Here is a 15,453-nt window from a genome sequence, read left to right on the forward strand (position 1 = left end):
CATGAATATTACAGTCAAAGGAGAGCCGTTACTTGGAACCTTGGTTAATCGTCGTTATATTGGGCGCTGCCGCGTTGGTATATGCCATGATGCTTCCTAAACGGAAGGAGGAGCAGAGCCAGCAGGGCAGCGTGGTCAAGCAGGTCGAGGCTACACTGGAGCAATACATGGCCGAAATTGAAAATGAAAACGTCGAGCTTGTCGAGCTGGTTTCCCAAATGAAGCAGGATATGGCGGCCAAGCAGCTGTCCCAGCAGGAACAGCTGTCGGAGATGCGTCAGCGGCTCGTTTCGCTTGAACAGCAGGTTGCGCAGCAGGATGCCAGGCTTTTGCAAATGGAGAGCCTGCCTGCCGGACAGGCCACGGTTAGCCGTGAAACGGCCGCGGCCGTGGAGCCGGAAGTTTTCCTGGAGTCAGCAGCTGCGGCTGGTGCAGATTCAGAGGGCCAGGATGGAACGGAATCAACGCTGCCTGAGCAGCAGCCATCGATCAAGGACAGGTACCCGGAGCTGTTCGAGTTGTACAGCACAGGCAAATCCATTGATGCGATCGGAAAAATGACCGGCATGCACCGCGGCGAAATCCAGTTGATTCTTCAGCTTGCGAAACAGGAGGAGACGCTGTGATCAGAAATCGGACATTCATGATGGGACTTGGCCTCGGTCTCCTGCTTGGAGCCCTCCTGCTGCAGCTGATGATCCTTGGGCAGGGTACCGGCCGCCCGGCTGGAGAGGCTCCGTCAGCTGCCAGCCTGACGAAGGAAGAGCTTGAGCAGCAGGCGGAGAAGATGGACCTGAAGGTCGTCGGCAAGGAGGATAAGCTGATGACCGAGGAGGAATGGAAGCAGCAGATGGTTGAGCAGAGCTCGGTTCCCAAAGGAGACGCAGCGAAGGCGCCGAAGGCCGCGGACTCGGGTAAACAGCCGGCCCAGCCGGATAAGCCGCAGCAGCCTGCCGCTTCTAAGCAGCCGAAGTCAGTCACTCCGGGATCCGGCGAGGCTTCAACAGCCAAGCAGCCGCAAACGCCTTCTGTGCCGGCGGCCAAAGCGGTTGAAGTGAAAATCGCCAGCGGGAACAACTTGGAAGACGTCGCAGGCAAGCTGGAGAAGGCGGGGGTCATCGCCGACGCCGACCAATTCGTGCAAAAAGGCCGATCGCTCAAGATCAGCACGAAAATCCAGACCGGCCAATACACGTTTTCACCCGGCGAGGAATTCAGTTCCATCATCGCTAAAATTACGACAAAACCGTCACGCTAACGACAATCGGCTGGACGGTTTTTTGCATGTAAAAAAAGCCGTCCCTTAGGCGTTGCATCGAGCTTTTAGATATGGTATATTAAATGACGGTGTTAAAACACACGCTGTCGGATTTCGTAAAGGGTGCTTTCCATATGGAGAGTCTTGACGGGAAATGAAAGCAGCGGAGGACACAATAAAAAACCAAACTTAGGAGGTGTGTGAAGATGGCAGTTATCTCCATGAAGCAGCTTCTCGAAGCTGGCGTTCACTTCGGTCACCAGACACGTCGCTGGAACCCGAAAATGGATAAATATATCTTCACTGAAAGAAACGGAATTTACATTATCGACCTGCAAAAGACAGTTAAAAAGGTCGAAGAAGCTTTTAACTTCGTGAAAAGCGTGGCAGAAGAGAACGGAACAATTCTTTTCGTCGGCACGAAGAAACAAGCCCAAGACTCCGTCAAAGAAGAAGCAGAACGTTGCGGTATGTACTACATCAACCAACGTTGGCTCGGCGGAACGCTGACTAACTTTGAAACGATCCAAAAACGGATCAACCGTTTGAAAGAACTCGAAAAATGGGAAGAAGACGGCACATTCTCCGTTCTTCCTAAGAAAGAAGTCATCCTTCTCCGCAAAGAGAAAGATCGTCTTGAGAAATTCCTGGGCGGCATCAAGAACATGAGAGGCCTGCCAAGCGCCCTGTTCATCATCGATCCGCGCAAAGAGCGCATCGCGGTTGCCGAGGCCCGCAAATTGGGTATCCCAATCGTAGGTATCGTTGACACGAACTGCGATCCGGACGAAATCGACTACGTTATTCCTGGTAATGACGACGCGATCCGTGCCGTTAAGCTGTTGACTGGCAAAATGGCTGACGCTGTGGTGGAAGCTCACCAAGGCGAAGAAACTTCTGCCTAAGTTACAGTTACGTAATATAGACATGAATTAAATGAAAAGGGTGGTTGGTAGGTGGATAACCTCTCACTGCCCTTTTTTTAAGATGAAAACCAAGATCAGGTGTGACGCCTGGCTGAAAAATTAGCATCCTATTTGGAGGGAATATTCGATGGCAGTAAGTGCTAGTGCGGTAAAAGAACTTCGTGAAAAAACAGGCGCAGGTATGCTCGATTGCAAAAAAGCGCTGGAAGAAGCAAACGGTGATATCACCAAAGCAACAGAACTCCTTCGTGAAAAAGGTCTGGCTGCAGCAGCAAACAAAGCTGGACGCGCAGCTACGGAAGGCGTTGTAGAAGCTTACATCCACGCCGGCGGAAGAATCGGCGTTCTGGTTGAAATCAACTGCGAAACCGACTTCGTTGGTAAAACAGACCAGTTCAAAGAGTTCGCTCGCGACATCGCGATGCACATCGCAGCTTCGAACCCGCGTTACGTTTCCCGCGAAGAAGTGCCTCAAGCAGAAGTAGAGAAAGAAAAAGAAATTTTGAAAGCCCAAGCTTTGAACGAAGGCAAGCCTGAAAAAATCGTTGAAAAAATGGTTGAAGGCCGCATCGGTAAATACTACGAAGAGTTCTGCCTTCTGGAGCAATCCTTCATTAAGGATCCGGACAAAACGATTTCTCAGCTGCTGAACGAAAAAATCAGCACTATCGGCGAAAACATCTCCATCCGCCGCTTTGTTCGTTACGAACTGGGCGAAGGTCTTGAGAAAAAAGTCGACAACTTCGTTGAAGAAGTTATGGCGCAAGTTAAACAATAAGAGCCCTTTTTTTTGCGGCATCTATAACTAGAACAAGAGAAGAGCGGAACACGCAGTGTTCCCTCTTTTTTAAAAGAGCAGACGTTTTTTCTGAAGAGAATGACATCGGTTTGGTGTGGTGTTTACCGGATAGGGCCCGCCGAACGTTAGTTGCAGCAACTGGCGCCATATGGTGATGTCTTTAAAGTGGAGGGTAAACATTTGGAACAGCCTGTATTTAAACGAGTTGTCTTGAAGGTCAGCGGGGAATCCCTCGCAGGTCAGAACGGTTATGGTATCGATGCGGAAACGATCGGATCCATTGCAGAGCAAGTCAAAGAAGTGGTGGATCTTGGCGTTCAGGTTGCAATCGTCTGCGGCGGCGGCAACATCTGGCGCGGCATCGCCGGCAGTTCCAGCGGGATTGACCGCGCGACAGCCGACTACATGGGGATGCTCGCGACGGTCATGAATTCGCTGGCGCTTCAGGATGCCCTGGAGCAAATCGACGTGCCGACGCGCGTACAGACATCGATTGCCATGCAGCAAATTGCAGAGCCTTATATTCGCCGCAGAGCGATCCGCCACCTGGAGAAGGGCCGCGTGGTCATTTTTGCCGCAGGAACGGGTAACCCGTTCTTCTCGACCGATACAACCGCTGCCCTGCGTGCGGCTGAAATCGAGGCCGAAGTGATTCTGATGGCCAAAAACAAAGTGGATGGCGTGTACTCCGCCGATCCGTTCAAAGACAGTACGGCCGAGAAGTATGAACAGCTTACTTACATGGACGTGCTGAACAAGAATCTGGGTGTGATGGATTCCACGGCATCATCCCTCTGCATGGACAACAACATTCCGCTGATCGTATTTGCTGTTACCGAGCAAGGGAACATCAAACGGGTCGTTTTAGGTGAAAAAATCGGAACGATTGTTAAAGGGAGCGTAGACTAATGCCAGAAACGGTAAAAAAACACGCAGAAGAACGCATGGAAAAAGCTATCGGCGCTTTGAAGAGAGACCTCGCCACACTGCGCGCCGGCCGCGCCGCCCCGGCACTGCTTGACCGGATCCAAGTGGAGTATTATGGAGCGATGACACCGGTGAACCAGCTGGCCAACATCAGCACGCCGGATCCGCGCACGCTGCTTATCCAGCCTTGGGACAAATCTTCGCTGGCCGATATCGAAAGAGCGATTATGAAGTCCGACCTCGGACTTACGCCGGCCAATGACGGCAACATCATTCGTCTTTCGATTCCGCCGCTGACCGAAGAACGCCGCACGGAACTCGTGAAATTGACGAAGAAGTTCGGCGAAGAGGCGAAAGTGGCGATCCGCAACATTCGCAGAGATGCCAACGACGACATCAAAAAGATGGAGAAAACCGATATTTCTGAGGATGAATCGCACCGTCATCAGGAAGACATCCAGAAGACGACGGATAAATTTATTGCGGAAGTCGACAAGGTGCTCGTAGCTAAAGAAAAAGAGATCATGGAAGTATAAGAGACTTGCGGCCCCTCCTTTTATGGTGGGGTTTGTGTCTTTTTTGCAGAAACCCGCTTGGAGGAACTAGAATGATCAAACGAGTTCGATCGTGGTGGAAACAGAAGGACCCGCAGCTTTTGCCAGAGCGATCCATGGACAACGTTCCTGAGCATGTGGCCATCATTATGGACGGCAACGGGCGTTGGGCCAAAAGTCGCGGGCTGCCGCGAATCGTCGGGCACCAGACCGGGATGAAGGCAGTGAAGCGGGCAACCATTGCTGCCGACGAGCTGGGCATTAAATATTTAACGCTGTATGCTTTCTCTACGGAAAACTGGAAGCGTCCCAAAGACGAAGTCGACTTTCTGATGCGTCTGCCGCAGGAATTTCTGGCGATCGAGTTGGACGAATTGATCCAAAAAAATGTGCAGGTCCGCATGATGGGTGACCGCGATGGTCTGCCGCAGCACACGCTGAATGCCATGGAGGAAGCGATGCGCCGGACGGCTGGCAATGACGGGCTTGTCCTCAATTTTGCCCTCAACTACGGCAGCCGCAAGGAAATGACAGATTGCATGAGGGAGCTGGGTAAACAGATTCAGGAAGGCAGGCTGTCGCCTGACGAGATTTCCCCGGAGCTGATTGACCGTCATTTGCTGTCGGGAGGCATGCCGGATCCGGACCTCATTATCCGGACGAGCGGCGAAATGCGGCTCAGCAATTTCATGCTGTGGCAGCTCGCGTACAGCGAAATGTGGTTTACCGATATTTACTGGCCTGAATTTAACCGAAATCATTTATACGAAGCGGTTGCTGAATACCAGCGCAGAACGCGTCGATACGGCGGACTGACTTAGCCTGATGGGGGATGAATACCGTTGAAACAACGACTGATCACAGGAATTGTTGCGGGTGTCGTTTTTCTGGGATTTTGCCTGCTTGGCGGCCTGCCGTACCACATTCTAGTCCTGGCGATGGCAATGATCGGATATTATGAATTTGTAAAAATGACCCGGGTATCCCCGTTTAGCGGTACGGCCATGCTGGGATATCTGGGCGTGCTTGTGTTTATGTTCCCGTGGAAGTTGCTGGATATCAGCTTTCCGCTTCCTCTCGGGCACGTCATCTGGCTGCTTTTGTTCCTGTTCCTGCTGGTGACCGTCGTTACCAAAAACAAGGTGGGCATTCAGATGACCTCCCTGCTCTTTCTGGGAGCCGTTTATGTGGGCGTCGGCTTTTCGTACATTGCCGAATCCCGCAGTGCCCCGGATGGACACGGAGTGTTTTGGACGTTTTTGCTGCTGGTGTCGATCTGGGCGAGCGATGCAGGAGCGTACTTCGTGGGCAAATGGATCGGCAGCCACAAGCTGTGGCCGGCGATCAGCCCGAATAAAACGATCGAAGGCGCCCTTGGCGGTGTCGTGATCGCTATGTTGACATCGGCGGTCTTTGCGCTTCTGTCGGGCGGTCTCCTCACGTTTGGACGAGCGCTGGCGATCGGCCTGGCATGCGCGGTGGCCGGTCAGCTGGGGGATCTGGTCCAATCGGCGTACAAGCGTGTATACGGCATCAAAGATTCGGGAAATCTGCTGCCGGGTCATGGGGGAATCCTCGACCGCTGCGACAGCTGGATTATCGTATTTCCGTTCGTACATATCATGATGCTGATGCCTTATTAAGACGAGAGAAGGTTCAATATGAAGAAATTAAGCGTTCTCGGCTCTACCGGTTCGATCGGCACGCAGACGCTGGATGTCGTGTCGAAGCATCCGGAGCATTTTCAAATTGAAGGGCTTGCGGCCGGGTCGAACGTGGAGCTGCTGCTCCGGCAGGTTCAGCAGTTCAGACCGAAGAAGGTTTCGGTCGCGACCAAAGAACTGGCTGAACAGGTGAAGACGCAGGTTTCGCCGGGTACGGAAATTTTCTATGGAAATGAAGGGCTGGTGGAGGTAGCGGCCGGCACGGACGCCGATACAGTAGTAACGGCAGTGGTAGGCAGCATGGGGCTGCATTCCACGCTGGCGGCGATCGAAGCCGGGAAGCACATTGGACTGGCCAACAAGGAGACGCTTGTAACCGCAGGGCATCTTGTCACTGAGGCCATTAAGCGAAAAGGCGTAAATATGCTGCCGATCGACAGCGAGCACTCGGCTATATTTCAATGCCTGAACGGTGAACGCCGCGATGACCTAGCCGGCATCACGCTGACCGCTTCCGGCGGTTCGTTCCGGGATTTGACCCGGGAGCAGCTCCAATCGGTGACGGTGGAGGATGCTTTGAAGCATCCTAACTGGTCGATGGGGGCGAAAATCACCATCGACTCGGCGACGATGGTCAACAAGGGGCTGGAAGTGATTGAAGCCCATTGGCTGTTCGGCCTACCGTATGAGCAGATCCACGTGCTGCTTCACCCCGAGAGCATCATTCATTCTTTCGTGGAATTCCGCGATACGAGTATCATCGCCCAGCTGGGCAATCCGGACATGCGCGTACCGATCCAGTACGCACTGACCTACCCGGAACGCTGGGATTCGCCTGCCAAACGGCTGTCGCTGGCCGAAGTGGGCAGGCTGCATTTTAAAGAAATGGACATGGAGCGGTTCCCTTGTTTAAGACTTGCCTTTGAATGTGGTAAAATGGGTGGTACAGCGACCACCGCTTTTAACGCAGCCAACGAAGTGGCGGTAGGCCGGTTTCTAAACAGGGAGATTTCGTTTTTACAAATAGAGGATATTATTGAGGAAGTGCTTGACCGGCACGCCAACATTTCGAATCCGCAGCTGGCGGACATTGAGGAGTGCGACCGGAATACGCGGCTGCTTGCTGCCAAGCTGTAAGCGGGCACGCAAGCGGCATAACAATACATCACTCTACTCCCCTGATTTTAAAAAATGACGAGAATGTGATTCTCTTGTGCGGGACCGGAGAATAATGATAATCTATATAGACTGAATTAAAGACGAGCTTCTTTTCGCGCTGTGGGCTTTAATCCATCTGATGATATAGATGCGACAGAAACTTCGGTCTCAGACAAATTAAGGGGGATGCGACGCTTGGAAATGGTGCAGGTAGTATTTTTGACGGTACTCATGTTTTTCGTCATCGTGACGGTGCATGAATGGGGCCATTTTTACTTTGCCAGACGCGCCGGCATACTGGTACGGGAATTTGCGATCGGTTTCGGTCCGAAACTGTTTTCTTATAAACGGAATGAAACGCAGTTTACGCTGCGGCTGCTGCCTTTTGGCGGTTATGCCCGGATGGCGGGGGAAGATCCTGAAATCGTGGAAATTCACCCCGGCCAGACCATCGCGGTCCGCGTCAGCGGCGGCGAAGTCAAGAAGATATATCTGGATCAGCTGGACAACCGAAAGAACGTGATCCGCGGAGAAGTGGAATTCATCGATATGGTCGATGATTTGAAGGTCCGCCTGAACGTGGACGGCGAGAGCCAGCAGTATCCGATTTATCCGAAGGCGATGCTGGTCGCCAAATCCCATGAGACGCAAATAGCCCCGAGAGACCGCCAGTTTGCCAGCAAGACGGTGGGGCAGCGCGCGCTTTCGATTTTTGCGGGGCCGCTGATGAATTTTATTCTGGCCTTCGTACTCTTCGGGGTCCATTTGCAGATGGCGGGGATTCCGCTGGAAAATCCGACGTACGTGCAGATCGGCGACATCTCCAAAGGAATGCCTGCCTATGAAGCGAACCTGAAGAAGGGCGACATCATCGAATCGATCGATGGCGTGAAGATCGGCGCGGATTATCAGAAAATGATCGATCTGACCTCCAAATCCAAGGACAAGCCGATGGAATGGACGATCCGCCGGGGAGACGAGGTATTTAATGTGACGCTGACTCCGCGTGCAATGGAAGGCCAGGAGGGCGGCAAGGTAGGCATTACGCCGCAGCTGCCAAGCCGCAAGGCGTCGATCGGCGAAACGTTCAGCGGAGCGGGAGTCGCGATGGTCGATACGACCAAGATCATTTTCCAGGGCTTCGGCCAGCTGATCAAGCAGTTTAACATGGACGATCTGGGCGGGCCTGTGCGGACGTTCGAAGTGACGGGTCAGATCGCGAAGCAGGGCATCGTGCAGCTGACGTATTGGGCGGCGATTCTCAGCCTCTACCTGGGGATCTTCAACCTGCTGCCGATCCCGGCGATGGACGGAAGCCGGCTGGTGTTCCTCGGAGTCGAAGCGCTGCGGGGCAAGCCGATCGATCCGAGCCGGGAAGGCATGGTCCATTTTGTGGGCTTCGCCATGCTGTTCCTATTAATGATTGCCGTAACCTACAATGATATATTACGATTGATTAACGGATAACTAATGATGTCCCCGGCTAGAACGGGGTGAACTTGGGAGGAAGTCCATTTTTATGTCAAACGATAAACAATTTGTGACGGAGATTACGCCGCAGGGAGAAGATTTCTCCCGCTGGTATATTGATGTAATCAAGAAAGCCGATCTGATGGATTATTCGCCGGTTCGCGGCTGCATCGTCTTCCGTCCGGACGGCTACGAAATCTGGGAGCACATCCAGCGTGATCTGGACCGCCGTTTCAAGGAAACGGGTCATCGCAACGCCTATTTTCCGCTCTTTATTCCGGAGAGCTTTTTCCAGAAAGAAAAAGAGCATGTCGAGGGCTTTAATCCCGAGCTTCCTTGGGTAACTGAGGCAGGCGGAGACAAGCTGGAGGAGCGTCTGGCGATCCGTCCGACGTCCGAGACGATGTTTGGGCACATGTACGCCAGATGGATCCAATCCTACCGCGACCTGCCGGTGCTCATTAACCAGTGGGCCAACGTCGTCCGCTGGGAGAAGCGCACGCTGCCGTTCCTCCGCACGAGCGAGTTTTTGTGGCAGGAAGGCCATACCGCTCATGAGACGGAAGAAGAAGCGCGCGAAGAAACGATGAAGATGCTGGAAGTGTACCGTCAATTCGTGGAAGAGTTTTTGGCGATTCCGGTCATTACCGGCCAGAAGACGCCTTCCGAGAAATTCGCCGGTGCGGTGGAGACGTTCTCCATCGAGGCGATGATGAAGGACGGCCGCGCGGTTCAGGCGGGAACCTCCCACTACCTGGGCACGAACTTTGCGGTGGCGTTTGACATTCAATACTTAAGCAGAGACAACAAGCAGGAATACGTGCATACGACATCCTGGGGCACAAGCACGCGCCTGATCGGCTCGATGATTATGGTGCACGGCGATGACCGTGGACTGGCGCTGCCGCCTAAGGTCGCTCCGACGCAGGTGATCATGATTCCGATCGGCCCGCCGAAAACATGGGATGCCGTCGTTGGCCGCACGGACGAGCTGTTCGCCGAGCTGAAGCAGGCAGGCATCCGCGTGCGCGTGGACGACCGCAGCGACCTTCGTCCGGGATGGAAATTCAACGAATACGAAATGCGCGGCGTTCCGGTCCGTCTGGAAATCGGTCCACGTGACATGGAGAACGGCGTCTGTGTGCTCGTCTCCCGGATTACCGGCGAGAAGAAGGTTGTTCAGCAGGCCAACCTGGTTGAAGAAGTTCAGACGATGCTGGATCAGGTCCAGAAGGAAATGTTTGATCGTGCGAAGCAGTTTATGAACGACCATTTCTATTCGGTGGACACGCTGGAGGAAATGAAGAGCAGCATGGAACAGCAGCGCGGATTTACACTGGCTGGATGGTGCGGTTCGGAAGCCTGCGAGAGCAAGGTGAAGGAAGAGACCGGGGCAACCAGCCGGAACATTCCTTTCGAGCCTGCGGAAGAGAAGCATACCTGTCTGGTATGCGGGCAGCCTGCCAAGCACACCGTCGTTTTTGCCAGAGCGTATTAATACTGCGGCAGCCAAGCTGCGAGTTTGATTCGTTTCCCGCATAAGCAGGGAAGAACCCGGCGGATCGGTAGAGAGGCCGGATGAAATAATGAATGAGGAGCTTCTGCCAGAAATGAGTCGGTGCACGAGATCGAGACATTTTTGTGAACAGAGGCTCTTCATGTTTATGGATTAGCGCTTTAAAGGGGGAGGAGAGCATGGAAAACGTGGGGGAAAAGAGAAAACGGTTCGAGCTGCTGATGAAGCAGGGGGAAATACCGCCCGCGATCGTGGATCCCTATTTTCTGGATGGTCATATCGAACAGGTGGAGATCAGCCGGAGCAATCAGGAATGGAGAATCACCATTTGGAAGGAAACCTTGGTCCCCGGTGAGGTGTACCGGACGTTCTGTCTGAGGCTTCAGGAGAAAATGCAGCATATTGCAAAGCTGTCGTTTGTGTTCAGATATGCGGAAGGAGTAGACCGCAAAGACATCGTCGGCGCATACTGGAACCTTTTCCTGGAGTGGGTTCACCGCGAAATTCCTTCCGTCAACGGCTGGATGGCCCGGGCTAAGCATGAGCTTGACGGAGAAACCCTGACGGTCACGATGTCCGACAATACGTCGTTGGAGCTGGCGAGAAAGAAGCAGATCGACCAGGCGCTCACCCGTTTCTTCGCGCATTACTTCGAGGTTCCTCTCCGCGTCAAAATTCAAGTTGGCGAAATCCAGCGGGAAATGTACGAGGAGTTCGAGCAGAAGAAGCTCGAGGAAGAGCGTGAGGTCATCCAGAAGATGATTTCCAGCATGGAGGCGGAATCGCGCGCAGCCGAGGGTGACGATGAGGAAGTCTTTCTTCAGGTCGGTTACGATATCAAGGAGCAGCCGGTTCCGATTCAGGAAATCCAGGACGAAGAGAAAAAAATTACGGTTCAGGGCACGATTTTTGGCCTGGACCGCAAAGAGCTGCGCAACGGCAGCACGCTGTTCATGTTTAACCTGACGGACTTTACGGATTCCCTGCAGATGAAAATGTTTGCCAAGACGAAGGAAGACGTCAAAGTTCTGAGCCTGCTCGCCAACGGCAAATGGGTGAAAGCACGCGGTCGCGTCGAGATGGACCGCTTTATGACGATTCCCGAGCTGGTCATGATCCCTTCGGATCTGATCGAAGTCCAAGCGCCACCTACCCGCAAGGATAATGCCCCGGAGAAGCGGGTGGAATTCCATTTGCATACGACGATGAGCACGATGGACGCCGTGACGCCAATCGACCAGTACATCAAGACAGCCGCCAAGTGGGGCCACAAAGCGATTGCCGTGTCCGATCACGGTGGCGTGCAATGTTATCCCGAAGCGGCCAAAGCCGCGAAGAAAAACGGGATCAAAATGATTTACGGCGTCGAGGCCAACGTGGTGAACGATTCCGTTCCGGTCGTCATGCAGCCGAAGCCGATGGAGTTGAAGTCTGCGACTTACATCGTATTCGATATCGAGACCACCGGCCTGTCGATCACGAACAACAAAATCATCGAGCTTGCGGCCGTCAAAATGCATGAAGGCAAGGAAGTCGACCGCTACGCTACGTTTGTTAACCCGCATGAAAAAATACCGTATCACATCCAGCAGCTGACCAACATTAACGACGAGATGGTCAAGGATGCGCCGGAGCTTGAGCCCGTCATCCAGGACTTCGTCAAGTTTGTCGGTGACGGCGTGCTTGTGGCTCACAACGCACGGTTCGACGTGGGCTTTATCCAGGCTGCCTTGAAGGGGCTCGGCATGCCGGAACTGGACAACCCGGCGCTGGATACGCTGGAGCTGGCCAGATTGCTTCACCCGACGATGAAAAACCACCGCCTCAACACGTTGGCGGATAAGTATAAAGTGGCGCTGGAAAGCCACCACCGGGCGATTGACGATACGATTGCCCTCGCCGGCATTCTGGACGGACTGCTGGCCGATGCCGAGAAGATCAAAGGGCTGACCCGCCTGGAACGCCTGAACGATTACGTCGGCAAGGATCTGTCCAATTCTCGTCCGTTCCACTGCGGAATCTACGCACTGAACCCGATCGGCAAGAAAAACTTGTACAAGCTGGTGTCGATGTCGCACACCGAATATTTCAAACGGGTGCCGTGCATCCCGAAATCGAAGCTGGAGGAGATGCGCGAAGGGCTGCTGGTCATCTCCGGCTGCGAGAAGGGCGAGTTCTTCGAAACCGTGCTGAACAAGACGGTGGAGGAGGCGACCGAGGTGGCGGAGTTCTATGACATTTTGGAAATTCAACCGCTGACGATGTACATGCACCTTGTAGAAAAAGGGCTCGTCGGAAGCACGATAGAGCTGAAGAACGCCATCAAAACCGTGTGCGAGATCGGGGAAAAGCTGAACAAGCCCGTGATCGCCACCGGCAATGTGCACTACTTGGAGCCGCGGGACAAGCTGTTCCGGGACATTACGATTCACGGCATCACAGGCTTCAGCCCGCTGAAGGATATCCGCAAGCCGGATGCCCATTTCCGGACGACGGAAGAGATGCTGGAGGAATTCGAGTTCCTTGGTCCGGAGAAGGCGATGGAAGTAGTTGTGAAGAACACTAACGATCTGGCCGACCGCTTTGAGGAATACGAGCTGTTCCCGGATAAGCTGTTTACGCCGATTATCGAGGGGGCGGATGAGGAAATCCGCAACACTTGCTATGCCACGGCGCGGTCGATTTATGGCGAAGACCTGCCGGAAGTTGTCGTCGCACGGCTGGAGAAGGAGCTGGAGCCGATTATCAAATACGGCTTCTCCGCCAACTATCTCATTTCCGAGCGGCTGGTGAAAAAGTCGAACCAGGACGGCTATCTTGTCGGTTCGCGGGGTTCCGTCGGATCGTCCGTCGTCGCGACCTTCCTCGGCATTTCCGAGGTTAACCCGCTGCCCGCGCATTATATTTGCAAAAATCCGGAATGCAAGCACAGCGAATGGTTCCTGGACGGCAGCGTGCCGAGCGGATTTGACCTTCCGGACAAGCAATGCCCGAACTGCGGCCAAATGCTGAAGGGCGAAGGCCAGGATATCCCGTTCGAAACGTTCCTTGGCTTTAAGGGCGACAAGGTTCCCGATATCGACTTGAACTTTTCCGGGGAATATCAGCCGACGGCACACAACTATACTAAAGAGATTTTTGGCGAAAAATGTGTGTTCCGTGCAGGAACGATAGGTACCGTGGCGGAAAAAACGGCATTCGGTTATACAAAGAAATACGAAGAGGAATACCATAAAAAGTGGCGCGGAGCGGAGCTGAACCGGCTCGCCGCCGGATGCACCGGCGTCAAGCGGAGCACGGGCCAGCACCCGGGCGGTATCGTCGTTGTCCCTGACTACATGGAAGTGGAAGACATCACGCCGGTTCAATACCCGGCTGACGATACGAGCGCGGAATGGAAGACGACCCACTTCGATTATCACGCCTTCGACGCGAACCTGCTCAAGCTCGATATTCTGGGGCACGATGATCCGACCATGATGCGGATGCTGCAGGATTTGACAGGGGTCGATCCGACGACGATTCCGATGAACGATCCGAAGGTCATGAGCATGTTCAACTCAACGGAGGCGCTCGGGGTAACGCCCGAACAAATCCGGACACCGGTGGCCACCTACGGCGTGCCGGAGATGGGGACGAAGTTCGTCCGCCAGATGCTGATTGAATCAAAGCCATCCTCCTTTGCCGACTTGCTGCAGATTTCGGGCCTGTCCCACGGAACGGGCGTATGGCTCGGCAATGCGCAGGAGCTGATCAAGAACGGCACCTGCAACATCAAAACGGTGATCGGCTGCCGTGACGACATCATGCTGTTCCTGATTTATAAAGCCGGCATGGATGCGAGCCTGGCGTTTAAAATTACGGAAAGTGTGCGTAAGGGCAAGGGCTTGACGCCAGAGTGGATCGAGGAGATGAAGCGGTGCAAGGTGCCGCAGTGGTATATCGATTCCTGTCTCAAAATCCAGTACATGTTCCCGAAAGCGCACGCCGCTGCATATGTTATCTCTGCGGTGCGCACGGCTTACTTCAAGCTGTACCATCCGATCGAATATTATGCCACTTACTTCTCGGTCCGGGCAGAAGATTTCGATATCGAGCTGTGCTGCCAGGGCTATGAGGCCATCTACCGGCAAATCGAAGAGATCGAGCAGAAGGGCTTCCAGGCGACAACCAAGGAAAAAAGCATGCTCTCGATCCTCGAGATGGCGCTGGAAATGACCGCACGCGGCTTTACGTTCAAGCCGATCGATCTGTACCGTTCCGATGCGACCCGGTTTACGGTGGACGGAGAATCGTTGATTCCACCTTTCTCGGCGCTGGCCGGTATCGGGGATAACGCGGCCAAGAACATCGCCGCCGCCCGCGAATACGGGGAGTTTCTCTCCATTGAGGATTTCCAGCAGAAATCCAAAGCGAGTAAGACGATCATCGAGCTGCTCACGGGAATGGGCTGCTTCAGGGGGCTTCCGGAGAGCAACCAGCTTTCGTTATTTTAATTCCGTCTTTTGCGTGCAATGCCCTAACCCCTTGCTGCACAAGGTTTAGTCAAGGCATCATACTTGTCAGTACTGCCAGACTATGTTATAATTTTTTTGGTAATCATGTAGATAAAACCGTTGTTTAAAGAGTGGGGCGACCCACTCTTTACTCTTTGGTATATAGGATATTTGAAGCCTTGGAGGTTATAATCTTTGAGCACACCGAAGATCAAAGGAATTGTGGAACAAATGGTACAGCCCTATTTGGATGAGCATAACTTCGAGCTTGTCGACGTCGAATACGTGAAGGAAGGCAGCAACTACTTTCTTCGCGTCTTTGTTGACAAGGAAGGCGGCATCGACATTGATGACTGCGGGATGATCAGCGAGTATCTGAGCGGGAAGCTGGACGAGAACGATCCGATTCCCGAAGCTTACTTTCTGGAAGTCTCCTCCCCTGGCGCCGAACGTCCGCTCAAGAAGAAGGAAGACGTAGCCAAAGCCGTCGGCAAAGATGTTTTTGTAACGGTTTACGAGCAGGTAGAAGGCCAGAAGGAATTTGAAGGCCGGCTTCTTTCGTTCGAGGACGACGTTCTTGTCATTTCTGCGGGCAAAAAGGAATACAGCATCCCGTATGCAAAAGTTGCCAGCGCCAGACTGGCGATTATTTTTTAAATACAAGGCTGCACTTTGAAAGGGGGAA

At 53.5% G+C, this 15,453-nt stretch carries 13 protein-coding genes; all 13 read left to right on the top strand.

Annotation, left to right across the window (positions count from 1 at the left end):
• The first annotated feature begins 32 nt into the window (after positions 1 to 32).
• On the top strand, positions 33 to 626 hold the full coding sequence (locus ABID47_RS13645) for a hypothetical protein (RefSeq protein ID WP_354497441.1): 594 nt from the start codon (positions 33 to 35) through the stop codon (positions 624 to 626).
• Positions 623 to 1,258 (top strand): hypothetical protein, encoded by a 636-nt coding sequence (locus ABID47_RS13650; RefSeq protein WP_251674569.1) that lies wholly within the window; start codon positions 623 to 625, stop codon positions 1,256 to 1,258. The genes ABID47_RS13645 and ABID47_RS13650 overlap by 4 nt, the downstream gene beginning before the upstream one ends.
• A gap of 206 nt (positions 1,259 to 1,464) precedes the next feature.
• The gene (gene rpsB, locus ABID47_RS13655; RefSeq protein WP_076168084.1) at positions 1,465 to 2,163 is read left to right on the top strand and encodes a 30S ribosomal protein S2; all 699 of its coding nucleotides are present in this window, start codon (positions 1,465 to 1,467) and stop codon (positions 2,161 to 2,163) included.
• A 148-nt stretch (positions 2,164 to 2,311) separates the two neighbouring features.
• Positions 2,312 to 2,962, top strand: coding sequence for a translation elongation factor Ts (gene tsf, locus ABID47_RS13660; protein WP_116231238.1), 651 nt, complete (start codon positions 2,312 to 2,314; stop codon positions 2,960 to 2,962).
• Between the two features lie 201 nt (positions 2,963 to 3,163).
• A complete protein-coding gene (gene pyrH, locus ABID47_RS13665; protein ID WP_076168079.1) occupies positions 3,164 to 3,892 on the top strand; it encodes a UMP kinase in 729 nt (242 codons plus the stop codon).
• Complete coding sequence (gene frr, locus ABID47_RS13670) at positions 3,892 to 4,446, top strand: ribosome recycling factor (protein ID WP_076168076.1); 555 nt, start codon at positions 3,892 to 3,894, stop codon at positions 4,444 to 4,446. The genes pyrH and frr overlap by 1 nt, the downstream gene beginning before the upstream one ends.
• Positions 4,447 to 4,517: 71 nt before the next feature.
• On the top strand, positions 4,518 to 5,285 hold the full coding sequence (locus ABID47_RS13675) for an isoprenyl transferase (RefSeq protein ID WP_354497445.1): 768 nt from the start codon (positions 4,518 to 4,520) through the stop codon (positions 5,283 to 5,285).
• A 21-nt stretch (positions 5,286 to 5,306) separates the two neighbouring features.
• Complete coding sequence (locus ABID47_RS13680) at positions 5,307 to 6,107, top strand: phosphatidate cytidylyltransferase (protein ID WP_354497447.1); 801 nt, start codon at positions 5,307 to 5,309, stop codon at positions 6,105 to 6,107.
• An 18-nt stretch (positions 6,108 to 6,125) separates the two neighbouring features.
• Entirely contained in the window at positions 6,126 to 7,265 is a 1,140-nt protein-coding gene (locus ABID47_RS13685; protein WP_354497449.1) for a 1-deoxy-D-xylulose-5-phosphate reductoisomerase, read from the top strand.
• A gap of 216 nt (positions 7,266 to 7,481) precedes the next feature.
• Positions 7,482 to 8,753, top strand: coding sequence for an RIP metalloprotease RseP (rseP, locus tag ABID47_RS13690; protein ID WP_105443611.1), 1,272 nt, complete (start codon positions 7,482 to 7,484; stop codon positions 8,751 to 8,753).
• A 52-nt stretch (positions 8,754 to 8,805) separates the two neighbouring features.
• Complete coding sequence (gene proS / locus ABID47_RS13695; protein WP_354497451.1) at positions 8,806 to 10,254, top strand: proline--tRNA ligase; 1,449 nt, start codon at positions 8,806 to 8,808, stop codon at positions 10,252 to 10,254.
• 197 nt (positions 10,255 to 10,451) lie between these two features.
• Positions 10,452 to 14,768 (top strand): PolC-type DNA polymerase III, encoded by a 4,317-nt coding sequence (locus ABID47_RS13700; RefSeq protein WP_354497453.1) that lies wholly within the window; start codon positions 10,452 to 10,454, stop codon positions 14,766 to 14,768.
• A gap of 195 nt (positions 14,769 to 14,963) precedes the next feature.
• The gene (gene rimP, locus ABID47_RS13705) at positions 14,964 to 15,425 is read left to right on the top strand and encodes a ribosome maturation factor RimP (RefSeq protein ID WP_116231232.1); all 462 of its coding nucleotides are present in this window, start codon (positions 14,964 to 14,966) and stop codon (positions 15,423 to 15,425) included.
• The last annotated feature ends 28 nt before the right edge of the window (positions 15,426 to 15,453 follow it).

Origin of the sequence: Paenibacillus favisporus (genome assembly GCF_040545415.1) — a bacterium.
Lineage (GTDB): Bacteria > Bacillota > Bacilli > Paenibacillales > Paenibacillaceae > Paenibacillus_AQ > Paenibacillus_AQ favisporus.